This is a genomic window from Psychroserpens mesophilus (assembly GCF_000826645.1).
Taxonomy (GTDB): domain Bacteria; phylum Bacteroidota; class Bacteroidia; order Flavobacteriales; family Flavobacteriaceae; genus Psychroserpens; species Psychroserpens mesophilus.
In genome coordinates this window covers 126,980-152,630 of sequence record NZ_JXJP01000008.1, presented here as the reverse complement: position 1 = coordinate 152,630, position 25,651 = coordinate 126,980, and the positions used below count along the sequence as shown (strand labels likewise).

Here is a 25,651-nt window from a genome sequence, read left to right as displayed (position 1 = left end):
TCAATATTAACAATTCAGTACATTAGAATTTTGGTAATCTGATAAATATAAGAAGTTTGTTTCATCAATTAGAAATCGAACAACTAAAAACAACCAAACCATGAAACTTTCAACATTTATTTTATCAGTCTTAATCACGACACTTTCTTTTGCGCAAACGACTATAAGTGGAAAAGTGACCGATACTAAAAATCAACCTGTTATTGGTGCCAATGTGTATTTAGATGGCACGTATGATGGTGCAACTACAAATGATAATGGAGAATTTTTATTTAAAACTACCGAAACGGGAACTCAATTATTAACGATTTCATATTTATCATATGAAACCAAAACAATTGCAGGTGATGTTTCAACGCTCAATAATCTTCAGATTAAATTAAGAGAAGATGTCAACGCACTAGATACCGTGGTTATATCAGCAGGAACGTTTGAAGCTAATGATAACAGTAAAGTGTCTGTATTAAAACCTTTAGATGTCGTCACTACAGCGAGTGCAGTTGGCGATTTTGTTGGTGCATTACAAACTTTGCCTGGGACATCTACAGTAGCTGAGGACGGACGATTATTCGTGAGAGGAGGAGATGCTAACGAAACGCAAATTTTTATTGATGGCATTCGCGTGTTTACACCGTATTCACCTACTGCGAATAATATTCCTACACGAGGTCGTTATTCACCATTTTTGTTTGATGGTATTACCTTTTCAACAGGTGGTTATTCTGCAGAATTTGGTAATGCATTGTCTAGTGTTTTACTATTAAATACCATCGATGAACCAGATCAGGAAAAGACTGATATTGGAATTATGAGTGTTGGTGGTAGCTTAGGTCATACAGAAAAATGGAAAAACACATCGTTAAGTGTCAATGCGTCTTACATAAATTTAGCACCTTATATTGCCCTGTATCCAGATAGAAACGATTGGAAGAAGCCTTACGAAGGTGCTCAAGGTGAAGCTGTTTTTCGGCAGAAATTTGAAACAGGCATGTTAAAATTTTATGCAGCTTTTGATACGTCAAATTTTGATTTGATTCAAGATGATATTAACAATGCTAACGGAACTCGCTTTAAACTAAATAACCGAAACTTTTATACCAATGTATCCTATCAAGGTATTTTAGGTAACAATTGGTCTGTTCAATCAGGTCTAAGTTACACCATTGCTAGAACAGACGTTGGTTTTAATGACGCCTTGAGTGTAGATGACAGCGAAAATTCTGCTCATGCAAAATTCAAACTTAAAAAACGCTTTAATAGTAGATTTAAACTTAGTTTCGGTTTAGAGCATTTTACTACAAAGTTTGATGAAGCCATACAATCTGATAGTTTTACAGGTAGCTACGGATTTTCAAATAATAATTCAGCAGCTTTTGTTGAATCCGATATAATCTTTAATAAAAATTTAGCATTGAAAGTAGGAGTGAGAGCTGATAATTATGAACTTTCGAACGAATTTAATATTGCGCCTAGAGCCTCTATAGCCTATAAAACCTCGACAAACGGACAACTATCTTTAGCATATGGTGATTTTTATCAAAATGCTAACAATGGTATTTTAAAATTTAATTCAGAAGTACAGACCCAAAATACCAAGCATTACATCCTGAATTACCAATATGTAAACGACGGACGTCTATTTAGAGCAGAACTATACCACAAAGATTATAATAATCTGGTAAAGTTTGATACAGAATTTGAAGGCTTTAATTCTGTGTTTGACAACTCAGGTTCTGGATTTGCTCAAGGTTTAGATGTCTTTTGGAGAGATAATAAAAGTATAAAAAATACAGATTACTGGATCAGTTACTCTTATTTAGATACCGAACGAGATTATAGAAATTATCCTATTCAAGCACAGCCTAATTTTGCTAATACACACAACTTTTCGGCAGTAGCAAAATACTGGATTGATGATTGGAAAAGTCAAGTTGGGTTTTCTTATAACTATGCTTCAGGACGACCATATACAAACCCTAATACCAACGAATTTTTAGGTGAGAAAACCAAATCGTTTAATAGTGTGAGTTTAAACTGGGCGTATTTGATCAGTCCACAAAAGATTTTATATGCTTCTGTAAACAATATTTTTGCTTTTAAAAACATCAATGGATATCAATATGCAAATACTCCAGACGCTAATGGAAATTTTGCTAGACGTTCTCTACAACCTGCTGCAGATCAGTTTTTCTTTATTGGATTCTTCTGGACAATTAGTGAGGACGGAACTGACAATCAATTAGATAATTTGTAAAATTAACTTTTCAGAATGTGGTGACATGATAATTATCATATTTTTTCTGAGGATCTTACAGTAACTTCATACTATAAAATTTAAGAGTTATGCAAGTTAAAAAAAACCCAGACGTAGAAGTAGGCAGAAATAGTAGTCTCTATTTTGCTGTCGGCTTGAATTTGATGTTATTGATCACGTATATTATGTTTGAACATAAAACATACGAACAAGACGTCACTGCACGAGATATTGTGCAAGTTGATGATTTTATTGAAGAAGATATTCCAATTGTAAATTTAGACGTTCCACCACCTCCACCACCTCCACCACCAGCGCTAGTTCCAGACGATATTAAAGTTGTTGAAGATCAGGTAGAGGTTGAAGAAACTATTATTGAGAGTAGTGAGATTGGACAAAGCGATGCTATTGAAGAATATGTTGCTAGTGTAGAGGAAGTAGACGTAGAGGAAGTAGAAGATGATATTGAAGTTCCGTTTGCTGTCATTGAAAACGTTCCTGTGTTTCCTGGATGTGAAGGAGGAACCAAACAGCAACAGATTGATTGCTTTCAGGCTAAAATGCTAGAGCACGTGAATAATAATTTCAAATATCCTGAAAGAGCACTTGAATTAGAAATGCATGGAAAAGTATATGTTCTATTCGTTATTGATAAAAATGGAAATGTGACAAAAATAAGAAGTAGAGGTCCAGATAAAATTTTAGAAAAAGAGGCTGAACGTATTATTAGTCTATTACCTAAAATGACTCCAGGGAAACAACGAGGTAGAGCAGTAAGTATGCCGTACAGTATTCCTATTCATTTTAAATATGAACAGCAATAGAGTCATGAAAAAGATTTTAATAAAAGACTGAGACTTCGCAGTTGAATCCAATGAAATCTATCAATATAAAAATTGATAGATTTTATTTTAAATATACATTTGTAATTAGTTTTGACACTGTTGGATGGTCATTTCCTCCAGCAGGTTCAATAGTGATATTTAAAGATTCTGAATTTTCAATGTAGTTCATAGCTAACATTGTTTGATGGGTATCAATAATGCCCATATCAATCATTTCACCTTGAACATCTGCCCACATTTGGTAATCATGCTCATTATCAAGTTCAGGTAGGTATTCAGTATTAATAACTACAGATTTTTCTGAATTATTAACGTAACTAATAACTTTAGCATCTGGCATTAATTCATTTCCTTTCAGGATGTATTTCTCAGTATTCGGATTGTTTATTAAAGCAAATAATGATCTGGTTGTATCAAGATCATTTGCTAGATCATCAATTTTAATATTGAGCTCTTTATTTTGATCCTCCACAAGTTTTAGCTTATTTTTAGCAGTAGTCCATTCTAAATACAAGTAGATAGAACCAACTAACAGCAATCCAGTTATACTCGCTGCAATAGCCATATAACTTCTATTGTTTTTAGTATAACTTAAGGGAAGGGTTTTAGAATTCATAAGAGATGCCTCTTTCAATAAAGCATTTTTAACGGAATCTGGAGCTTCAATAGCTTGTTCAAAAGCCAAAGTTTCGAATTTGATTTCAATGCGTTCTAATTCACTTCTTAAATCTGGATATTGGGTTAAGGCTTCCTCTACCTGTTGTTGTTCACTTTCATTAAGTTCACCCAACACATATAGTTCAAGTATTCCTTGGTCTTGTATGTAAGTTTTATCCATCATCTTATTCCCTCAATTAAGATCATTAAAAACGCAATAACTGTTACATATGATTCTTGGAGTTGTTTTAAGGCTTGTCTTATGTAGGATTTAAACGTTCCTAAAGGGACGTTCATTTCTTCATGAGCTTCGCGATGGGTTAATCCGTTAAAATATACAAGTTCTATTGCTTTTTGATGATGAGGTTCTAAACGTTTTATGGTTCCTTTTAATTTTAAATCATCAATGTTTCGAGTAACATCTTCAGTTCTATCTTTATATACACTTAAATCTGCGATTTGGATGAGATGATTTGGCTTCCTTAAAAAGTTTAACGTTTTATTCTTTGCTATTCTGTAAGCCCATGTGTAAAACCGACCTTTTTCAAAATCGTAACGATCAGATTTTTCCCAAATGGTCATGAATGTATCCTGCAATAAATTTTTTGCAGCATCTTCATCTTTACACATTCTGATAATTACGCCGTAAAGTGCTGCCGAATATTTATCATATACAAGACTCAAAGCAGTTTCATCTTTGCTTTTAAGTTTTAATATAAGGGCTTTGTCGTCGCTCATGAATGTTAAAGATTTCACAAAATATAGCAATGACTCATCCATAGCTAATAATGCTGTGTAAATATAAATGAAAGTACTTCAAAACGAAAAGAAGTACGTCATTAGTTTAACCAATACAAATAAAAAAATTATGAAAAAACTAGTATTTATTTTATCAACGTTCGTAGCATTAACATTTAATAATAATGTCGTGGCACAAGGAACAATTGTAGATGTTGCAGTTGGGAATGAAAATTTCTCAACATTAGTAACTGCTCTTAAAGCAGCTGAATTAGTTAAAGCTTTGCAAGGTGATGGTCCTTTTACAGTATTTGCGCCTACAAACGCAGCGTTTGCTAAAATTGACTCAGCAACGTTAAATTCGCTCTTAGAGAAGAAAAATCAAAAAGCTTTAGCCAACATTTTAACGTATCATGTTGTCTCAGGAAAACTTGCTGCAGCAGATGTTGTCGCAGCTTTAAAGAAAGGTAATGGTAAAGTTGAATTGAAAGCACTTAACGGCGCAATACTTACAGTGCTACAAAAAGATGATAAAATCTGGTTAAAAGACCAAAACGGAAATTACAGTGAAATTACTGCTACTGATGTTATGGGTAGTAATGGTGTGATACATGTGATTGATTGCGTAGTGATGCCTAAATAATTAGGAAAATTGCTATGAGAAGGAGGAAAGGCATTCACATTTGTGAATGCTTTTCTATTTCCATTTGATATTACAGCCCATACTTGGTTTCTGTTCTTCACTAACAGGCTGTTCATTGATTACATTATCAATGGCTTGACGTAAATCTCTACCAGTAACAGGCGAACCATTTCCTGGTCTCGATTGGTCTAATTGCCCTCGATACACTAGCTTAGAATTTTTATCAAACACATAGAAATCTGGCGTACAAGCTGCGTCATAAGCTTTGGCAACTTCTTGAGTTTTATCATATAAATACGGAAAAATAAAACCTTGCTGAATGGCATTCTCCTTCATTTTATCGGGAGCATCTTCCGGATAGTTTTCGGCATCATTGCTTGAAATGGCAATACATTTTATACCTTTTGTTACATAATCTTTTGCTAATTGTACTAGTTCTGCATTGACATGCTTTACAAACGGACAATGATTACATATAAACATGATAACGGTTCCTTTAATACCTTTAGCCTCATCTAAGGAAACCATGGTGTCATCTATGGTATTTATAAGATTGAATTTTGGTGCTGAAGTTCCTAAGGGTAACATATTTGAAGGTGTAAGTGCCATTTTTTTTATATTTTTAAGTTATGGATAATATAATAACTTTTGAAGACTTCACAAAAGTAGATTTACGTGTTGGAACTATTGTAGAAGTCAATGATTTCCCTGAAGCGAGACAGCCTGCATATCAGTTAACTATCGATTTTGGAGATTTAGGAATAAAAAAATCGTCTGCCCAAATCACAACCTTATACGAGAAAGACGCATTACTCAACCGACAAATAGTTGCTGTGGTTAATTTTCCAAAAAAGCAAATAGCAAAATTTATGAGCGAATGCTTAGTTCTTGGAGCAGTCAACGGTAAAGATGTCATATTGCTCAACCCAGAACATAAAGTTCAAAATGGGAGTGTGGTGTCTTAATAATGTTAGTACTAAGGGATAAGGGAGAAGGTATAAGAGATAAGTTTTTTTTAGTAGTTTTCAATTCAACAATTCAACAATTCAACAATTCAACAACTCAACAACTCAACAACTCAACAACTCAACAACAAACACCTACATTTCCTCTCTAAAGAAAATAGCATTCATCAACAACTTATTTGTACCATACCAAAAGGCTCTAAAATTGGTATTGTCTGTAAACGTAATGATTTTTCCAGATTTGAATCGATTCGCTTTAAACGGAACAGAAAGCGATAAACTGTCCAAATTTTGTTTTGAAACATAACCGCTCAATAACGGATTTTTAGTGTATTGTAATGGATTATTATAACTCTGCTTGTCTGGTTTCAGAAAAATCGTATTGTTTCTGAATAATGCAATTCTATCATTTTTATATCCGAAATTAATGGGATGCGAACGGTCTTGTTTGGCTTCAAAAATGGCGCCACCAATCACTTGCGCACCTCTAAAATCACTTCGTTCTTCATAAGAAATATCTTCGGCGACTAGCTTTGTCTTTTTAAATTCTAGTTTTAAAAAGTCATTTCGGTCAAGCCAGTTTAAAGCATTTCTGTAAGCAATTAGTGTTCCTCCGTTTTCAGTCCATTTTTTCAAGTTATCGGTTGCTCTTTTATCCATTGAGCCACTCGGAACAATAATCGTATTGTAACGACTTAAATCGGTTCTGCCCAAGTTTCTCGTATCTAATTTAGTGATCGGCATGTCGTAGCGCTGATCAAATACATGCCAGATTTCTCCAGCGTCGTAACTTCTAATGCCTTCACCAACAATTATGGCAACTTTGGGTTGTGTTAATGCACTAAACTGATTACTTCCTAAGTCAATTCCTTCGGTTAAACCTGTTGTGACAGCATCAATTTGAAGGTGACTATCTTTAGCTACTTTTTGTAAGAATGCATATAAGTCTTCAGGAGATTTATTCTGATTTTGAACTGGAATCAAAATGGTTCCGTAGTCGTAGATTTTACCATTAGTTTTAAATTGACTCATGCCAACTTTTGCTCTTAATCCGCTACCAAGAATAGCGCTTAACGCTTTTGGCGCATAATACTCATGCCACTCCATCAGATACGCATAATTGCTTTTCGATGATACAGAACCAGTTTTCATTTGTAAATCTTCAACTTTTACACCTGCAATAGTCGTTGAAACATCATCAGCATAATCCAGACCGAAAGCTAAAGGAAACGTCCAGGCAGACACATCATAAAACAAGCTGTCCTGAAATGTGGTTCGTTTTTCAAACATCGCGTTTATGAGTCGTGTATTTTTCTGATTTTTAGGAATGACATAACTATACCCTTTTTTGAATTGCTTTCCATTGGTTTTAAAATCACTTTTAAGTTCATGAAATTCAATTTGATGACGCTTTAATACTTCGGCTAAATGAAAGGTTTTTGCTGCATCTTTTTCATCTCCAAATATGATAGCTTTTCCGTTTTCTTTACTCGCTTCAGTACGTGCATTTTTATAAAAATCATGCTGATATTGTAAAATATCTTTTCGCATATTTTTTCCTGCTTCTAAAGTAGATAAAGCAGCTGTAAATTGGTTGCGAATTGTAAATGGAAAGGTTATAATTCCATTTACACTTTCTTGAATATGTCCACGAGAACTGCCTTGTTCAAATAAAATACCAATGCCTCCATTGATATCAGGAAATGTAGAACCTTTTCCGTAGTAAAAGTCATCAAAATTCTCTTCAGTGTAATACAAAGACCCTATTTTGTCTAGAGCTTTAGCGTGATAATTTCCGATAGATTTTGTAAGTTGCTGATTGAGTTTTGGTGTGAGCGGATGAGTTCTAGAAGGAATTCCTGGTTGAAAAAAGAACGTAGAATTTGTTCCCATTTCATGATGATCGGTTAAGATATTTGGTAACCATTTATGGAAACTTTCAATACGAACTTTAGATTCTGGTAATTGAACAGGCAGCCAGTCTCTGTTCATGTCAAACCAATAGTGGTTTGTTCGTCCGCCAGGCCAAACTTCATCATATTCACGATCATTAGGATCAGGATTTAAGTGTTTACTTTTATTCGTATTTGCCCAATAAGCAAATCGTTGTAAACCATCTGGGTTATAGGCTGGATCAAATAAAATAATAGTATTATCCAACAAGTTTTTTACATCTTCACTTTGAGCTGCAGCCAAGTAATAAGCTACAAGCATTGCTGCATTTGAACCACTTGCTTCGTTACCATGAATTGAGAACCCTTGATAAACGACTATTGGCATGTTGTCGACATTCGCGCTATTGTTTTCGGTAGCTGAAATATGTGTGGTTCTTATATTTTCGATATCAGAATGGTTTTCTGGCGATGTAATTGTAAGAAGGAGCAGAGGTCTGCCTTCAAAAGTTTTCCCTCTGTTTTCAATATGTATTCTATCTGAAGATTTTGCTAAAATCTGCATGTAACTAACGAGTCTGTCATGTGTAATATGCCATTCACCAACCTGATGTCCTATGACTGATTCTGGAGTAGGGATTTTAGAATCGTATGTTGTATTTTGGGGAAGGTAATAGGATAAATCTGTTGTTTGTGCCTGTAATGATAAGCAACATAACGTGATAACACACAAAATAAATCTCATAAAATAGGGAGTTGATATTAGAAACGTATAAAAATAAAAAAACCGTTACGAAATGTAACGGTTTAAATAGGTTTTAACAAAAGCTATTGTTAGATGTCTTCAAAGTTAATATCTGTAAACTTGTCTGCAGAATCAGAATCATCAACAGATTCACCACCTTCGGCTAAGTCATCGTTAGGTGTTGAATAATCTTCTTTTTTGAAATCTTTTTGATGTCTTTCACTTATAACTTCATCGCCTTTTTCATCGATGATATAATCTGTCATTTCCTTTAAAATCTCATTAAATTCATTAAAATCTTCTTTGTATAGATAGATTTTATGTTTTTTATAATGGAAAGATCCATCATCATTCGTGAATTTTTTACTTTCAGTAATTGTTAGATAGTAATCTCCAGCTTTGGTTGATCTTACATCAAAGAAGTAAGTTCGTCTTCCTGCTCTTAATACTTTTGAGAAAATTTCTTCTTTCTCCATCATTCCGTGATCACTCATAGCTAATTTTTAATTTTTTGAGTTGTTAGTGCTTCAAAAATCTAAAAAAAAAGTATAGTAAGCAACAAATTATTATAATTCTTTTGTGCTAAGCTGTTTCAAGTAGAGTTCTTTGTAGTAGCCATCAAGGTTAATCAAGTGTTCATGTGTACCGTTTTGAACAATTTTTCCGTCGTCGAGAACAATAATCTTATCAGCGTGTTTTGCAGCTGATACGCGATGACTCACAATAATAGTTGTTTTGCCATGTGATACTTTTTTAAGACTATTTAAGATTTTCTCTTCAGTTTCTGTATCAACAGCAGATAAACAATCATCAAAAAGCATAATGTTAGGCGCTTTAATTAAGGCCCTTGCAATTGAAATACGCTGTTTTTGTCCACCAGAAAGAGTAATGCCACGTTCACCTAATTTGGTTTTATATCCATTTGTAAACTTCTTGATATTTTTGTGGACATAGGCATTTTTTGCAGCTTCAATCACTTCAGCTTCCGTAGCATCTTCCTTTCCAAACATGATATTATTTTCAATGGTATCTGAAAATAAAAATGCGTCCTGAGGCACATAACCAATACTATCTCTCAAATTAGTTAGGTTAACTTGATCTATGGTTTTTCCGTCAATAGTTATACGTCCGCCTTGAACATCGTACAGTCTGCCAATCAAATCCAGAATGGTAGATTTTCCAGAACCCGTTTTTCCGAGAATGGCTAAAGTTTGCCCTTTTTCAAGTGAAAATGAAACTGAATCCAACGCTTTAATATTGGTGTCAGGATAAATAAAAGTAACATCTTTAAATTCGATATTACCTTCAATTTTGCTTTGTTCAATCGTATTGTTTTTAATTTCGGGTTCCTGCTTTAAAAACTCATTAATACGCTTTTGTGAGGCTTCAGCTTGTTGTACTAAATTCGTCACCCAACCTACTGTAGCCACTGGCCAAGTGAGCATGTTTACATAAATTAAAAACTCAGCGATGGTACCAATGTCTTGTATTTCGCCATTGATGTATTGTACGCCTCCAATATAAGCGACCAGAATATTACTAATACCAATGAGTAAAATCATTGAAGGGAAAAACAAAGCCTGAACTTTAGTTAAATCGATTTGTTTTTGTTTGCTGTCTTCAGAAAGTTTATTAAAAGCTAAATTATTTTCATCTTCAATACCATAAGCCTTAATAATCGAGATTCCACTAAAGGATTCTTGCGTATAAGCCGATAAGTTAGATAAATACTGTTGCACAATAGTACTTCTCTTATTTATGACTTTGCTAAGTTTATAAATAATAAAGGACAAAAACGGCAATGGCAACATGGTATAAAGTGTAAGCTTCGGAGCTACGCTTAGCATGTAAATTAATGCGACAATAAATAAAGTAATCATGTTAAATGTGTACATAATGGCTGGACCAGTGTACATTCTAACTTTTGTGACATCTTCACTAATTCGGTTCATCAAATCTCCAGTTCTATTCGATTTATAGAAATTAAGTGATAAACGTTGGTATTGTTGATACACTTCGTTTTTTAAATCGTACTCAATATAACGTGAGACGTTTATAATCGTCTGACGCATTAAAAACGTAAAGATACCAGCTACAACAGCAGCGCCAATTAAATACATGATATTGGTGGCAAGTTCTTGCTTAAATATGTCATTGCTAATTTCATTGTTAAGACCTTTTGAGATCGTTGTAATAGATTTACCAATGAGTCTAGGCGTGAAAAGCGCAAATACTTTAGCACAAATGGTAATGACAACGCCTAGTAGCAGACGATATTTGTATTTATAGAAGTATTTATTAATGTGTTTTAATTCCTTCATGAAAAAAATGGAGCTTCAAGTTGTTAACAGATGTATAAATTATCATCTATATTTTTGTTAATACTCTAATATTGATTTATTTTTGCTCGCTATTTTGTGTAAAATGCAAAATAGCTTACAAAATAAAAATCACATGACATCAGATGTTATCAGTTCAAAAGAACTTCATAAAATAGACCCTGTTTTTGGGCAATTATCCTTTGATAATCACGAGCAAATTGTTTTTTGCAATGACAAAGATACTGGTTTAAAAGCAATAATCGGTATTCATAACACAGTTTTAGGACCTGCTTTAGGAGGCACAAGAATGTGGAATTACAACAATGAATGGGAAGCTTTAAATGATGTTTTGAGGTTGTCTAGAGGGATGACTTTTAAATCGGCTATTACTGGTTTAAATCTAGGAGGCGGAAAAGCTGTTATCATTGGAGATGCCAAAACACAGAAGACACCTGAATTGATGAAAAAGTTTGGTGAATTCGTAAATTCTTTGAGCGGCAAGTATATTACTGCTGAAGATGTCGGGATGACGACAGAAGATATGGATTTAGTTCGGGAAGTGACACCTTATGTAACAGGCATTTCTGAAAGCAAAGGAGGAGCCGGAAATCCATCACCTATTACGGCTTATGGCGTATTTATGGGAATGAAAGCTGCTGCTAAATTTAAATTTGGTAGTGATATTTTAGAAGATAAGTCTGTATTTGTTCAAGGTATTGGTCATGTAGGAGAAGCACTTGTTGAGCATTTGGTAAATGAAGGCGCTAGAGTCACTATTGCAGATATTAGTCAGGAACGCTTAGAGCTTGTAAAGTCTAAATATGATGTTACTATTTATGGTGGCCAAGACATTTATGCTGAAGATATGGACATCTATGCACCATGCGCTTTGGGAGCAACCATAAATGATGATACTATTTATAAATTGAAGGCTCAGGTAATTGCTGGAGCTGCTAATAACCAGTTGGCTATTGAAGATAAGCATAGCAGAATACTTCAGGAAAGAGGTATTGTTTATGCACCAGATTTCTTAATCAATGCAGGAGGCATAATAAATGTTTATGCGGAATTAGAAAATTATGACAAACAAGAAATTATTCGCAAGACAGAAAATATTTATAATACAACTGAAGAAATACTAATTAGAGCAAAGGCTAACAACGTAACAACAAACGTAGCGGCTCTCAATATTGCCAATGAGCGTATTGAAACACGTAAACGAGAACAGAGCAAATAATTGTTCTGACATTTAAAATTATAGTATTTTTGCAAGCGTTAATAATAACGTAAGTATCATATAATTCCTTAACGCACTTATTTAAAGTTCTTTACATGCTAAACAGAAGACATATACGTATTAAAGTCATGCAAGCCCTCTACGCTTTTAAAGGTAATGAGAGTGAAGATTTAAAGGTAAGTGACAGCTTTCTCAATCATAGTTTAAACAGTATGTATGACCTCTATCTTAGTGTGTTGTCTCTTATCATTGAGGTTCATAAGAAAGCTGAAGATCATCAGAATAAAACGCAAAAAAAGTTTTTAGCAACTAAAGCTGAGAAAAATCCGAATCTAAAATTCATTAAAAATGAAGTTTTAGTAATGCTTAGTTCTAATGAAGTACTTAAAGCAGAATTAGAGCATCGCAAGTTGAATCCTTGGTACTTAGATTTTGAATATGTAGATCTTACATTTAAAGCCATCACAGAAAGTGATCTCTATAAAGATTACATGGCGACTTCAACATCGACTTTTAAAGAAGACAAAGCGTTTATTATATCAGTTTTTGAAGATATTATTGCTCCAAATGACAAGCTATACGATTATTTCGAAGACAAAAAATTAACGTGGTTAGATGATATTCCTGTGGTTAATACAAGTGTTTTAAAGCTTTTGAAAAAATTAAAACCTTCTACGGCAGAAAAGCATTTCCTTCCAAAACTTTTTAAAGATGAGGATGATAGGGACTTCGGAATAGAATTGCTCAAAAAAACTATTTTAAATCAAAGTAATTTTAGTGATGAGATTGCTTCTAAGACCAAAAACTGGGATTCTGAAAGAATTACACAAATAGATACTGTATTAATGCAAATGGCTATTTGCGAATTTCAAAAGTTTCCATCAATTCCTGTAAAAGTCACAATTAATGAATATTTAGAAATTGCAAAAGAATATTCTACACCAAAAAGTAGCAACTTTATTAATGGCATTTTAGATAAAATTGTAAAAGACTACAAAGCCGAAAATAAATTTAATAAAGTAGGTCGAGGATTGCTTTAAAATCCTTTAAAAATCTAGTGTTAAGGTTCGTTTTTTCATTTAAAAAAATGCTAAAAAATTTTGATTCGATGAAATTATCATTACTTTTATCGCCTTAAACAAAAACATTTTAAAAGTTTAATTTAAAATTATAGCAATGAAAAAAGTAATATTAGGATTAAGTGCACTTTGTATGGTGGCTTTTACATCTTGTAAAGAAGAAAACGCTGCAAGTAAAATTAATTCAGATAATGTAGCAGCAGCTGCAGAAAGAGATGCAACATCTAGTGAATTTCCAGTGATTTCTTTTGATGAAACAGAACATGATTTTGGAACTATCGTTAACGGAACTCCAGTTGAAACAAAATTTAGATACACTAATACTGGTGATTCACCATTAGTAGTGAGCAATATTAAAAGTACATGCGGATGTACAGTGCCTTCAGATTGGAAGAAAGATCCTTTAGCTCCAGGTGAGTCTGCTGAATTTACTGTAAAATTCAATGGAAAAGGAAATAATCAAGTAAGTAAAAGTATTACGTTAACAACAAATACAGAAAAAGGTTCTGAAGTTGTAAAAATTAAAGCGTTTATTGAGCCAGATCCAAATGCTCCAGCTAAAAAAGCAGGTTCTGCATCAATCAAATCAGTAAACTAAAACGTTACAACCCATGATGGATTTACTACCTTTTGTAGCCATGTTTGCAGTGGTTTATTTCTTTATGATAGCACCTCAAATGAAGCGTGCAAAGCAAGAAAAGAAGTTTGCAGCTGAATTAAAGCGTGGTGACAAGGTGATTACAAAAAGTGGATTACACGGAAAAATTATTGACTTAAATGATAAAGACAATAGTTGTGTGATTGAAACGATGGCTGGAAAGATTAAGTTTGAACGTTCTGCTATTTCTATGGAAATGAGTAAGAAAGTCAATACTTCAGTAGCTGAGAAATAACGTTTTCAACTTATATAAAAAAAGCTCCAATTGGAGCTTTTTTTATATAGTTCTCAAGCATAATAATTCATTATAATACTTAAAATTATCGTTTATTATAAATTATAATGTCACCTTGAGCGCAGTCGAAAGGCCACCATATCGAGGTATTTATCTTTTGCTTTGCTCAGCATGACATGTTTTGGTTATTAATTTTTATTTCGAATTATATATTAGTTATTCAACTAACAATTACAACAGCATCAACAATTCTTATATTTATCGTGTAAGCCAACACCTTTTAAAATCATGGGTGTGATTTTATCAAGTCTTGATTGCTTTGTCGCCTCTCTTTTAGCTTCGGATATATAGCTACAATATTCTCTTTGTTTACCTGGTGTCAATGCTTTAAAATTCGATTCTAGGTCAGTGTGCATTTTAAAATGTGTTTTTAGTTCCTTAGGAATATCTACTTTTTTTGTAGCACGTTTGGGTTTGATTTCTTTTCCTTGTTTTTGATTTTCAATGGCTTCTTTCACGTAAGCCAAAACTAAATTCTTGTCTATATCATTAATAGACTCAAATCGCATTTGCCGTAAGGCTTTGGTTTTATTTTCCTGAGCATTAACCAATACGTTGTGTTCATCTTTAAGAAATACACCATTAAAAAACCAAATCCCAAAATGGTTTTTAAAAGCACCAAGTCCGACAACATTTTTTCCATTTAAGTCATATACAGGAGCACTCCATTTTATAGATTCATTCAGTTCAGTAGAATTTATAATCTCTCTTAACAGAATTAAGGCTTCACCAAAATGAGAATTCGTTTCGATGTACTCTTCAACGGAATAGACTTTCTTCATAAGTTTTAATTTTATTTAGAAGCATTTTCAGCAGTCAGTTCAGCAATTTTACAAATCACTTCAGTAGCTTTTATCATGCTTTCCACAGGAACATATTCATAACGACCATGAAAATTATGTCCACCAGCAAAAATATTTGGGCAAGGCAATCCCATATAACTCAATTGAGAGCCATCGGTTCCACCACGAATAGGTTTAATTAATGGTTCAATGCCTAATTGTTTCATAGCTTCTTCAGCAATATCAACAATATGCATTACAGGTTCTACCTTTTCTTTCATATTGAAATATTGATCTTTGATGTCTATGGTAATAACTTCACGTCCATATTCAGAATTGATATCATCAGCAAGCTTTTGCATTACCTCTTTTCGAGCTTCAAAATGGTCTTTATCGTGATCTCTTATAATGTATTGTAATGTCGTTTCATCTACTTTACCATCAATGCCATATAGGTGAAAGAACCCTTGATAGCCTTCAGTATGCTCTGGTGTTTCTAATCTTGGTAACGAGTTGATAAAAGTTGTAGCGATATACATGGAGTTCACCATTTTTCCTTTGGCATAACCAGGATGAACAATTTTTCCTTTAATATGCACTTTTGCTCCTGCTGCATTAAAATTTTCATATTCCAATTCGCCAATTTGACTTCCATCCATGGTATATGCCCAATCAGCTCCAAATTTTTCCACATCAAAATGATGCGCACCTCGACCTATTTCTTCGTCTGGTGTGAAACCTATCCTGATGTTTCCATGTTTAATTTCTGGATGTTTAATTAAGTATTCCATTGCAGACACAATTTCAGTAATTCCTGCTTTATCATCAGCTCCTAAAAGTGTGGTTCCGTCGGTCACGATTAACGTATTTCCTTTGTAGAGTAATAAATCTTCAAAATATTCGGGAGACAAAATAATATTTTCAGCCTCATTTAGCATAATATCTTTTCCATTATAATTTACAACGATACGAGGCTTTACGTTAGCTCCAGTAAAATCGGGAGAGGTATCAAAATGCGATATAAAACCAATAGTTGGCACCTCGTGATTGACATTGCTTGGTAATGTTGCCATGATGTATGCCTTATCGTCGATGGTTACATCACTCATTCCAATGGTTTTGAGTTCTTCAGCTAATTTATTGGCTAAATCCCATTGTTTAGATGTACTTGGAGTAGTGTTGCTTTCTGGATCAGATTCGGTATCAATTGTTACGTAACTAATAAATCTGTTGATAAGGTGTTGTTTATTTATCATTATTGAGGTTTTTTCAAAATTAAAAATTCAAATGGCAATTAGAAAGTATTGTTTATAAATTTACGACATAAAAAAGCACCTTAAAATTAATTAAGATGCTTTTATTCTGAATTATAGGTCTTTATTTTTTGAAAGTAAAAACCGGAATTTTAGAGTGATTCACTAAGTCTTCTGAAATACTTCCTCCAAATAAATGACTAATACCTTTTCGACCTTGAGTAATCATCCCAATGGCATCAACTTTGTGCTTGTCTGCATATCCTAATATGGCTTCTTCAACATTGTAGTCAGAGATTAAAACCACATGATCTTTCCAATCTTTATGTTTAGCTAATGTTGAAAATTTAGACATTTTTTCTTCAATTTCATTGGTGCTCTGGAAATGTGCATTTGGAAGATTGATATGCAATAACGTTACTTTTTTTCCTAAACTACCTAATAATTCCATTGCTTTATTTAGTGCAGAAGCACTTTCTGCTGAGAAATCAGTTGCTATAACAATATGTTCAAAGTCTATAGTTTTTGGTTTAGATTTAACAACTAGAAGCGGTGTCTTACTGTAGCGCACAACTTTTTCTGTATTTGAACCTAAAAGTACACCATCATAATCGTTATGTCCTCTAGAACCCATGACAATCAAATCAGCTTTTAATTCGCTCGCAACCTCGTCAACTTCTTTTAAAACCTTATGATGCTTAATCATTGGTGTAATTGAAATACCTTCCAGGTAGGGTTTATCTAAAAAACTCTCAAATTTTTTGTTAGTAACCATCAACATGAAAGCTGTTTCTTCATTCCGTTCAGAGCTAGAAGCTGAAAATATAGATTCAGAAAGTTCTAACATGTGCATGATAATAAGTTCTGAATTATGTTTTTTTGCAAGTGCAGCTGCTGTTTCTAAAGCATATTCTGAATGCTGAGAGAAATCTACAGGAATAATAATTTTTTTCATGATTTTTAGATTTTATTGATTATCAAAAATAGAGAAACTATTGCAGAATAAACATGATAAATAACATATTTTACACGAATTAACGACGTAAGAAAGCAATTAGATTCTTATTTTTGCAGTGTAAACCATGTTTTATGTATAAGCTGTTAATCCGACCACTTTTCTTTCTTTTTGATCCTGAAAAGATCCATCATTTTACATTTTCGTTGATTCGCTTTTCGTCTAAAATTCCTGGAGTTAAATCACTTTTTAGAAGTATGTATGTAGTTGAAGATTCATCTTTAGAGCGTCAACTTTTCGGATTGCATTTTAAAAACCCTGTTGGTCTCGCTGCTGGTTTTGATAAAGATGCGAAACTTTATAATGAGTTGTCAAATTTTGGTTTTGGTTTTATCGAAATTGGAACGCTTACACCCAAGCCTCAAGAAGGTAATCCAAAGAAACGATTGTTCAGATTAAAAGACGATTCTGCTATTATTAACCGAATGGGTTTTAATAATGGAGGTGTGGAAGACGCTGTAAAACGTCTCAAACAAAATAAAGGTGTGCTCATTGGTGGAAATATTGGAAAGAATAAAATAACTCCTAATGAGAATGCCGTTGAGGATTATAAGTTGTGTTTTAATGCCTTGTTTGATTATGTGGATTATTTTGTGGTCAATGTAAGTTCACCAAATACACCAAACCTAAGAGCTCTCCAAGACAAAGAACCGCTAACAAAACTTTTAAAAGTTTTAAAGTTTCAAAATTCAAAAAAGCAAAATCCAAAACCTATACTGCTGAAAATAGCTCCAGATCTCACTAATGAGCAATTAATGGATATAATAGATATTGTTTCTGAAACCAAAATAGATGGCGTAATAGCCACGAATACAACCATTTCAAGAGAAGGTTTGCAATCTGAAAATAAAAAAGAGACTGGAGGCTTGAGTGGTAAACCACTAACACATCGTTCAACTGAAGTGATTCGGTTTTTAGCTAAAAACAGTAATAAGGCCTTTCCAATTATTGGAGTAGGAGGCATTCATTCTGCTGAAGATGCGCTTGAAAAAATTGAAGCAGGAGCAGATTTAGTTCAGCTCTATACTGGATTTATTTATGAAGGTCCGAAATTGATCAAACAAATCAACAAAGCACTAATAAAAAAAGCGAATTGAAATAGTTCAACTCGCTTTTTAATGAAATATGATTTGCTTTTATAACTTCACAAACTTCTTAATAGCCTTTTGACCATCAGAATCTAGAAGTAATAAGTAACTACCTGATGACAAGTTTGAAACATCTATTTGATTGTTTCGTAGCGGTCCTTCAGAAATGGTTTGTCCTAATATATTAACAATGGTATAGTTTAGATTGTCATAAGAACCATTAAGCTTAATATTAATGACATTGTTATTTACCGGATTCGGATAAATGCTTATTGAATTTGCTGTAAACGACTCAGTAGACAAGAGGGTGTTACCTGTAAGATTAATATCATCTATAGCGATATCACTATTAAAACTGCTTCCTCTAATAGCTCTAAAGCGTACTTTAATCGTTTGTCCTGCATAGGCAGAAAGATCAACTTGTCTTGTTAAATAAGGATCAGTAGGACTTGTTTGTTGTTGACCAATAATTGCTGGTGTAATATCGTTTGTGAATCCAGAACCAGAATCGATATCAACATGCAATTCACCCATAGAATTTCCGTACATATGATATGCAAATTCAAGTTGAGCATCAGAATAGTTTACATTGATACAAGGTGAAATATATTCGGCTACGTCACCAAGGTTAGATCCAGATGCTTCAGTATATAAAAATATTCCAGCAGTGCTTCCTGTAGTATTATCATAAAAAGGACCAGTATCACTAGATGTTGTTGGACCACTTTGTGTGAACCATTGAAAATCTGATCCTGAAGTATTAGTTGTTGTCCAGCCTTCAGAAGCAGGTTGCGTAAAACTTTCAAAACTCTCTACTAGAGGAACCGAGTTTAGAGCACCGACTTGAATGTACTCAAGATTTGATTTAGAAATTGTGTTTTGTGCATTAGAGATGGTTAATGTCACATCGTAAGTTCCTGCTGTTATATAGGTGTGTGTTGGATTTTGAGTTGTGTAATCAACGACATCATCACCATCAACATCCCATTCCCATGATGTAGCACCAAAACTATTGTCAGTAAAATTAACCGTTAACGTATCCTCACAGGTATTGGTGTTGTCTGCAATAAAATCAGCATTTATACTAGCACAATTAAAATAATTTCTAACCAATTGCTGAGTTGCATAAATCCTTGCTAGTTGCTGAGGTGTAAATGCTATTCTACATTCTTTTCTAGAATAAGACATGATATTGTCTGTATAAGGCACATAAAAATCACCATTAGCATCAATATCAAACCCTGTGTAATTACATGATGAATTTACATTAGAATAAGATAATTGTGGATCTGCTGGTGTGTCACAAATGTAATCGCCTTCAGTTTCACAATTTGATCCATCCACCAATTCATTTGGAGTACCACCATGAGTATGACGTAAAGAGAAAAAATGTCCCATTTCATGCGCCAGAGTACTTCCATTTAATGCGCAAGAATTATCCATTAAGATAGTGTCTGCACCACCTGGATAATATGCATAGCCACAAATAGCATAATTACCTTCCGTATTAACTCTTGTAACAGAGTTTGCAAAGTATATGTTTATGAGACCTGGAACATTATTAGATGTTAATGCAGCTTCCTGACTGTCGAAGTAATCATAATAAGTGCTATCGTCGATGTAATTGATGCCATCGCATAAAAAGAATTCAATATTTGCGCCAGCATAATAGGCATTCATAATAGCCATAGCACTATTTAAACTAGCAACCGATAAACCACCTGTTCCTGAAGATGTTCTTAATACATGAGCTTTCACTGGAACAGAAGTAACAGCATTGCTAGAACGTAATTCGCCACTCAAAAATGCTTGTTCTATGTTCAGAATTTGTTCTTTATTGTTATTGAAAAACTCAAGAGATTCTGGTGATTCAATTGTGCCACAAGTTGCATCTTGTGCTTGTGTAGTTAAATTAAAAAATGCTAATAAAGCAATTGATAAAATGGTCTTCTTTAAAGTAATTTTTATGGTCATCTAGTTGAAATTTAGTCCTAAAAATATACAATTTATTACAATGGTGTAAATATTAGCGTAAATAATAGATAAAACACTTAGAAAAAAGACTAAAATTTACAACGTTTTATTAATTGAGAACTAATCTTTTGGTAGAGAGTGAGCCATTGTCAAGCTGTAGTCTTACTAAATAAATACCTTTATTTAAGTGTGATAGATCTATACTTGAATTAGAATCTCGATCTGTTTTCGAATACGCAAACACTTGTTTTCCCAAAACGTCAAACACAGAAGCGGTTTTCAAAATATTTGCATTAGTAGTACTGATAGTAATCAATCCATTTGAAGGATTTGGAGATAGAAGTACTTTTGTTATGGCTTGATCATCTACACTAAGGACTTGATTAAGTGTTATTGTAAGTGTTCCGATAGGTTTCGCATTAAAAGGACCTTGATTTATTAAATCTGAAATAGGCTCTGGACTTGGCGACGTTGGCATATTGGCTGATGTGTACATTGTGCCACTATCGGTTCCAGCATCGTAAGGAAACAAAGGAATAACTATTTCGTTAGCCCATGAACCACCTGCTCTTAAATGGATACTGTTAACAGCAATCATCCAATCTGGACTAGGAGCAATCATAGATACTAAACTCAATAGTGGGAACTCTGAAGTAACTACAATATTGCTAAGAGTTGCAGTGCTAATGTTATGAAAAGGAGAAAATGATTCTTGCAACCACTGGTTGGCGTTTCCAGTAAAATTAATTTCATTCATGACTTCCATCATAAGTGCAGTATTGTTTCCTGTCTCTGCAACATTTTTCACACCAGTTGAAGCCAATGTTCCCATTTCGACTAACGTATAATTACTGTTATGTGTTGCACCTACTAGATTTGACCAGTGCGCATTTCCAGGTATTGCTGCTGTGCTATTTCCGTTTACAGGATCAACAGTTTCATTCTCCCAGACACTTGTAAATGTAATATTATAGCTAGCTGCTGACTGTGAAAATCCAATATCTGTTTGTAGGATTGCTGTTAAAAGAATGAGCGATTTTAGTACTGACGTAAAGTTTTTCATGAGCAATATGTTAATAGTATTTAGATTCAGTCGTGATTGAATATAAAATACTTACAGTATATCACGTTTTTTAATATTATTTTTGAATAAAAGACACTACTCTGAACGTCGATCTTCTCATATCATTTATAATTGCTACTTCCGTATTAGCAATATCACCAGGACCTGATAATATTTATGTGCTGATGCAAAGTATTGTAAACGGAAAGATATTTGGCTTAGCAACTGTTGCTGGTTTAATTTCAGGTTGTTTGGTACATACAACTCTAGTCGCTTTTGGAGTATCTGCTATTATAAAGGAAAGTGATTCACTGTTTTTTATTATCAAATTATTTGGAGCATCGTATTTGTTATATTTGGCTTTTAAAGTATTTCGGTCTAAGGCTGAATTGAGTTTAACTTCAGAAGACATTCCTGAAAAAAGTATGTGGCAATTGTTTAAACAAGGATTTATCATGAATGTGTTAAATCCGAAAGTTTCGATATTTTTTCTAGCTTTTTTCCCTGGATTTTTATTCAGTGAAACGATGAGCACCATTACACAATTTTATGTTTTAGGCTTGTTATTCATGTTCGTTTCTGCAGTAATTTTCTCAACTATAGCCATTTTAGCAGGTTCAATTTCAAATTATATAAAGCAACATAAACGTCTTGGTTTTTATTTGAAATGGTTACAAATCATTGTATTTGTAGGTATTGCTATTCTAATTTTTACTTCTGAAAAATAGGTTTAAAAACAGAATCTTAATTACTATATTTGGGCTAGATGAATAAAGCACTTAAAATAATTGAATGTCCAAGAGATGCTATGCAAGGCATTAAGGATTTTATTCCTACAGAGAAAAAAGTTCAGTACATTCAATCCTTGTTAAGAGTAGGTTTTGATACTATTGACTTCGGAAGTTTTGTATCACCAAAAGCCATTCCTCAAATGGTAGATACAGCTGAAGTGTTATCCAAACTTGATTTATCAAAAACTACCAGCAAGCTTTTAGCAATTATTGCTAATACAAGAGGTGCGTCTGATGCTTGTCAGCATCCTGAAATTAATTATTTAGGATATCCGTTTTCAATCTCTGAAAACTTCCAAATGCGTAATACACATAAAACGATTGCACAATCGGTTGTAACGCTTTCGGAAATTTTGGAACTGGCAAATACGCATAACAAAGAAGTTGTAGTTTATATTTCAATGGGTTTTGGAAATCCATATGGAGATCCTTGGAACGTCGATATCGTAGGTGATTGGACAGAGCGACTAAGCAATATGGGAGTGAAAATTTTATCGTTGAGTGATACTATTGGAAGTTCAGATCCCGAAAATATAGATTACCTATTTTCAAATTTAATTCTTAAATATCCAAATATTGAGTTTGGAGCGCATTTACATACCACACCAACAACGTGGTTTGAAAAAGTCGATGCGGCTTACAAGGCTGGTTGCATGCGTTTTGATGGAGCTATTCAAGGATTTGGAGGTTGCCCGATGGCAAAAGATGAACTTACAGGTAATATGCCAACCGAAAAATTACTCTCTTATTTCACTTCAAATAAGCATAATACTCTCAACGCCATGAGTTTTGAAAGCGCCTATAATGAAGCAACTAAAATCTTTAATGCGTATCACTAAAAAAAGCGCCACTGGTTAACATGACGCTTTGTTACTAGATTATATTAATTTTAGAATCTTAACTCTAATCCTGCGTAAGCACCAAAGGGATGGCCTGGTCTTATGCCAGCAGGTACTCTTGAAACAGCATATGTTTCATCCAAGAGATTGATTACTTGACCTGTTAGACTAAAGTATTTTGTGAGGTGGTATTTTCCGGAGAAATCTAAGATAAAGTTAGATGTTACACCATTTGCATCTGTAATAGTTTCAGTGCCAGCAGAGGTTCTAAATGCACCATTAAAACGGCCGTTTAGATTTAGTTCAAATGCTTGATGCTCTAAAGAAATTGAAGCGTTAAATTGATGTTTTGCAATGTATGGTAATTCATCGCCTTCAGTAACTTCTCCCCAAAGACTGTCATCACTACCAAAACTGTTTTGAAATTCTGTATCGGTAAACGTGTATCCAAAAGTTAGAGGCAAAGTAAACTTAGAATTCTTTTGTAGTAAATCATAATTAAGTAATAACTCCACACCTCTAACGCTCACTTCACCAGCATTAAATTGTTCCAGTGAACCTGTGCCACCTGTTGCAGCCAGGTCGCTTCCTAATAAATTACTGTAATCGTTATAGAAAGCTACAACTTCTCCTCGAATACCTTTGAAATTGAAACGCGTTCCCAGTTCGTAATTGATACTCTCTTCAGCTTTTTGACCTTCTTGATTGCTAGGAGGTGAGAAACCTTTATGTACGCCACCAAATACAGAAGCATCAGAATTAAATTTATAATTAAATCCCATACCTGGAATAAAGATATCAACTTTATTCTCTCTGCTGGATAAGGCATTCCCAGTTCTTCCGGAATCATTGGTTCCAAAATCATCACGTCTTAAAACAATATGCTCATAACGAAGTCCAGGAGTAACAGTTAATTTTTTATATTTAAGTTTATACATCGCGAAGGCAGCAAAAGCATTTGCGCTACTAATTCTGTTAGCATCACTTCCAGGAACACCTTCTGAAGTTAAAATCATATCACTATTGACGATACTGTAACCATCTTTCCACTGAAAACGATCCTCTTCATCATAGTGATATCGTAAACCAATTTCCAGATCATGAAAGGTCGTTTCACCAGACCAATGGAAATCAAATTTAGTTTGAACACCTTTAGACGTATAATCTCGGTTGTTTGCCTTTACAATTAGTGCATCAGCATCAGAATTTACTGATCCATTTACAATAGTTAAATAATCCGAAAATTCTGAAGGACGTTCAAGTATGTCGGCTATGCCAACTTTAGTTCCATTTGCAACAACATCATTCAATTTATACCAGTTTCTTGAAAATCCGTTATAATAACCTGTTGTTGTGATTCTCATCCGATTTGAAACATCCATCTGGTGTGTCATCATGATCTGAATATGATCATTGGTCATAACATCTTCCTGAGAGCTGGCATAACGATCAAACGGATTACGGTTAAAATCTTCCTGAGTTAGCCCTAAATAGGTCTCATTCGATACCTCGTCTGAATATTGAAATTTAATATCTAAAGCCTGTTGGAATGCAGCATCGGCTTTACTATTGATTCTAAATTTAGCCACAACATCATTTTTGTCAAAACCTGTGTTGCTTCCGTCGGGTAAGTTTTTAAAACCATCAGAACTAAAGTTTAAATATTCAACACTGTAACCAAAAATATCCTTGTGATCACCAATTTTGGCGTGAAGTTGACTGGTGTTAAAACTTCCTGTACTTGCTTTTAGGCGTCCTGTAAAGGCATCAGGAATTTGACTTGAAACCAAATTGATAGCACCTCCTGTCGTAAACGGACCATATTGTACCTGACTACTACCTTTTAAAATTTCAACAGCTTCCATTCTGGCAACAGACGGAAAATAATAAGCAGCTGGAGCACTGTAAGGTGCAGGTGCAATAAGCACACCATCTTCCATTATTGAGATTTTTGCACTTCGCTCTGGCGAGGTTCCTCTTAAACTGATATTCGGACGAAGACCAAATCCGTCTTCTTCGAAAATGTTAACACCAGGAACGGTCTTAAGAACTCTGTTTATATCAGTATAATTAAACTTAGCTAATTCTTTAGGAGAAATGTAATAAGATGAACCCGTTCTATTTTTTGCTTGATACTTATTTCCAAAAATAACATTGGCTTTTAGTAAGACTTCATCCAGCTGTTGTATTGAGTCGGTTTTCACCTCTTGTGGGTCATTTTGGGCTGTGGCAACTCCTATGATTAACAGGAAAAATGGGATCAGGTTTAGTTTCATTTTATTTAGACTGATTAAATATAACTTGATTTGAAGGTGCAAATTTAAGTACGAATTAATATAATTCAAAGTTTATTTAGAATAAATAAAAATAATTTTAACCTTTAGTTAATAAGGTATTGATAACCAATAATTTTAGGTTCTAAAAAAATCGAGATTTTCAGATATTAAATCTTAGGGAATCATCTATAGTCCATAAAAAAAGTGTAAATTTGCTCGCAATTATAACCGTAATTGCATC

General features: G+C 33.7%; 23 protein-coding genes. 11 read left to right on the top strand and 12 right to left on the bottom strand.

Annotation, left to right across the window (positions count from 1 at the left end; genetic code table 11):
- Positions 1-100: 100 nt before the first annotated feature.
- Positions 101-2,254 carry a TonB-dependent receptor gene (locus TD18_RS07950; RefSeq protein ID WP_040250969.1) on the top strand — a complete coding sequence of 718 codons (2,154 nt, stop codon included), beginning with the start codon at positions 101-103 and terminating at the stop codon, positions 2,252-2,254.
- 89 nt (positions 2,255-2,343) lie between these two features.
- The gene (locus TD18_RS07945) at positions 2,344-3,078 is read left to right on the top strand and encodes an energy transducer TonB (RefSeq protein WP_040250966.1); all 735 of its coding nucleotides are present in this window, start codon (positions 2,344-2,346) and stop codon (positions 3,076-3,078) included.
- Positions 3,079-3,160: 82 nt separating this feature from the next.
- Here TD18_RS07945 and TD18_RS07940 read toward each other — a convergent pair whose 3' ends face one another.
- Complete coding sequence (locus TD18_RS07940) at positions 3,161-3,940, bottom strand: anti-sigma factor (protein WP_084205880.1); 780 nt, start codon at positions 3,938-3,940, stop codon at positions 3,161-3,163.
- Positions 3,937-4,494, bottom strand: coding sequence for an RNA polymerase sigma factor (locus TD18_RS07935; protein ID WP_040250960.1), 558 nt, complete (start codon positions 4,492-4,494; stop codon positions 3,937-3,939). Before TD18_RS07935 ends, TD18_RS07940 begins: the two co-directional genes overlap by 4 nt.
- Positions 4,495-4,624: 130 nt before the next feature.
- Here TD18_RS07935 and TD18_RS07930 point away from each other — a divergent pair, with 130 nt between their 5' ends.
- Entirely contained in the window at positions 4,625-5,137 is a 513-nt protein-coding gene (locus TD18_RS07930; protein ID WP_040251929.1) for a fasciclin domain-containing protein, read from the top strand.
- Positions 5,138-5,191: 54 nt separating this feature from the next.
- On the opposite strand, the gene TD18_RS07925 is transcribed toward TD18_RS07930, so the two are convergent.
- Positions 5,192-5,746 carry a thioredoxin family protein gene (locus TD18_RS07925; RefSeq protein WP_040250957.1) on the bottom strand — a complete coding sequence of 185 codons (555 nt, stop codon included), beginning with the start codon at positions 5,744-5,746 and terminating at the stop codon, positions 5,192-5,194.
- 20 nt (positions 5,747-5,766) lie between these two features.
- On the opposite strand from TD18_RS07925, the gene TD18_RS07920 reads away from it, so the two are divergent.
- A complete protein-coding gene (locus tag TD18_RS07920; RefSeq protein ID WP_040250954.1) occupies positions 5,767-6,102 on the top strand; it encodes a tRNA-binding protein in 336 nt (111 codons plus the stop codon).
- Between the two features lie 135 nt (positions 6,103-6,237).
- Here TD18_RS07920 and TD18_RS07915 read toward each other — a convergent pair whose 3' ends face one another.
- From TD18_RS07915 to TD18_RS07905, 3 genes are all read right to left on the bottom strand, one after another.
- Positions 6,238-8,739 carry a M14 family metallopeptidase gene (locus tag TD18_RS07915; protein ID WP_052461093.1) on the bottom strand — a complete coding sequence of 834 codons (2,502 nt, stop codon included), beginning with the start codon at positions 8,737-8,739 and terminating at the stop codon, positions 6,238-6,240.
- An 89-nt stretch (positions 8,740-8,828) separates the two neighbouring features.
- Positions 8,829-9,233 carry a PUR family DNA/RNA-binding protein gene (locus tag TD18_RS07910; RefSeq protein ID WP_040250952.1) on the bottom strand — a complete coding sequence of 135 codons (405 nt, stop codon included), beginning with the start codon at positions 9,231-9,233 and terminating at the stop codon, positions 8,829-8,831.
- A 72-nt stretch (positions 9,234-9,305) separates the two neighbouring features.
- On the bottom strand, positions 9,306-11,060 hold the full coding sequence (locus tag TD18_RS07905; protein ID WP_040250950.1) for an ABC transporter ATP-binding protein: 1,755 nt from the start codon (positions 11,058-11,060) through the stop codon (positions 9,306-9,308).
- A 133-nt stretch (positions 11,061-11,193) separates the two neighbouring features.
- Here TD18_RS07905 and TD18_RS07900 point away from each other — a divergent pair, with 133 nt between their 5' ends.
- The 4 genes from TD18_RS07900 to yajC all read left to right on the top strand — a co-directional run bounded on the left by TD18_RS07900 (position 11,194) and on the right by yajC (position 14,269).
- Positions 11,194-12,297 carry a Glu/Leu/Phe/Val family dehydrogenase gene (locus TD18_RS07900; RefSeq protein ID WP_040251923.1) on the top strand — a complete coding sequence of 368 codons (1,104 nt, stop codon included), beginning with the start codon at positions 11,194-11,196 and terminating at the stop codon, positions 12,295-12,297.
- A 128-nt stretch (positions 12,298-12,425) separates the two neighbouring features.
- Positions 12,426-13,337: a transcription antitermination factor NusB gene (nusB, locus tag TD18_RS07895; RefSeq protein ID WP_040250938.1), complete on the top strand. Its 912-nt coding sequence runs from the start codon at positions 12,426-12,428 to the stop codon at positions 13,335-13,337.
- A gap of 136 nt (positions 13,338-13,473) precedes the next feature.
- Positions 13,474-13,974: a DUF1573 domain-containing protein gene (locus TD18_RS07890; protein WP_040250934.1), complete on the top strand. Its 501-nt coding sequence runs from the start codon at positions 13,474-13,476 to the stop codon at positions 13,972-13,974.
- 13 nt (positions 13,975-13,987) lie between these two features.
- Complete coding sequence (gene yajC / locus TD18_RS07885; protein WP_040250931.1) at positions 13,988-14,269, top strand: preprotein translocase subunit YajC; 282 nt, start codon at positions 13,988-13,990, stop codon at positions 14,267-14,269.
- A 242-nt stretch (positions 14,270-14,511) separates the two neighbouring features.
- Here the strand turns inward: yajC and TD18_RS07880 are convergent, their stop codons facing one another.
- The 3 genes from TD18_RS07880 to TD18_RS07870 all read right to left on the bottom strand — a co-directional run bounded on the left by TD18_RS07880 (position 14,512) and on the right by TD18_RS07870 (position 17,319).
- Positions 14,512-15,111: a YdeI/OmpD-associated family protein gene (locus TD18_RS07880; protein WP_040250929.1), complete on the bottom strand. Its 600-nt coding sequence runs from the start codon at positions 15,109-15,111 to the stop codon at positions 14,512-14,514.
- 11 nt (positions 15,112-15,122) lie between these two features.
- Positions 15,123-16,367, bottom strand: coding sequence for a peptidase T (gene pepT / locus TD18_RS07875; protein ID WP_040250927.1), 1,245 nt, complete (start codon positions 16,365-16,367; stop codon positions 15,123-15,125).
- A gap of 121 nt (positions 16,368-16,488) precedes the next feature.
- A complete protein-coding gene (locus TD18_RS07870; protein WP_040250925.1) occupies positions 16,489-17,319 on the bottom strand; it encodes a universal stress protein in 831 nt (276 codons plus the stop codon).
- 134 nt (positions 17,320-17,453) lie between these two features.
- On the opposite strand from TD18_RS07870, the gene TD18_RS07865 reads away from it, so the two are divergent.
- Entirely contained in the window at positions 17,454-18,476 is a 1,023-nt protein-coding gene (locus TD18_RS07865; RefSeq protein WP_040250922.1) for a quinone-dependent dihydroorotate dehydrogenase, read from the top strand.
- A gap of 39 nt (positions 18,477-18,515) precedes the next feature.
- Here the strand turns inward: TD18_RS07865 and TD18_RS07860 are convergent, their stop codons facing one another.
- Positions 18,516-20,441 (bottom strand): T9SS-dependent choice-of-anchor J family protein, encoded by a 1,926-nt coding sequence (locus TD18_RS07860; RefSeq protein ID WP_040250918.1) that lies wholly within the window; start codon positions 20,439-20,441, stop codon positions 18,516-18,518.
- Positions 20,442-20,550: 109 nt separating this feature from the next.
- Entirely contained in the window at positions 20,551-21,504 is a 954-nt protein-coding gene (locus TD18_RS07855; RefSeq protein ID WP_052461092.1) for a T9SS type A sorting domain-containing protein, read from the bottom strand.
- 101 nt (positions 21,505-21,605) lie between these two features.
- On the opposite strand from TD18_RS07855, the gene TD18_RS07850 reads away from it, so the two are divergent.
- Positions 21,606-22,232, top strand: a complete 627-nt coding sequence (locus tag TD18_RS07850) for a LysE family translocator (RefSeq protein WP_040250916.1) — start codon at positions 21,606-21,608, stop codon at positions 22,230-22,232.
- A gap of 38 nt (positions 22,233-22,270) precedes the next feature.
- The gene (locus TD18_RS07845; protein WP_040250913.1) at positions 22,271-23,134 is read left to right on the top strand and encodes a hydroxymethylglutaryl-CoA lyase; all 864 of its coding nucleotides are present in this window, start codon (positions 22,271-22,273) and stop codon (positions 23,132-23,134) included.
- A 50-nt stretch (positions 23,135-23,184) separates the two neighbouring features.
- Here TD18_RS07845 and TD18_RS07840 read toward each other — a convergent pair whose 3' ends face one another.
- Entirely contained in the window at positions 23,185-25,410 is a 2,226-nt protein-coding gene (locus TD18_RS07840) for a TonB-dependent receptor family protein (RefSeq protein ID WP_040250911.1), read from the bottom strand.
- Positions 25,411-25,651 lie beyond the last annotated feature (241 nt).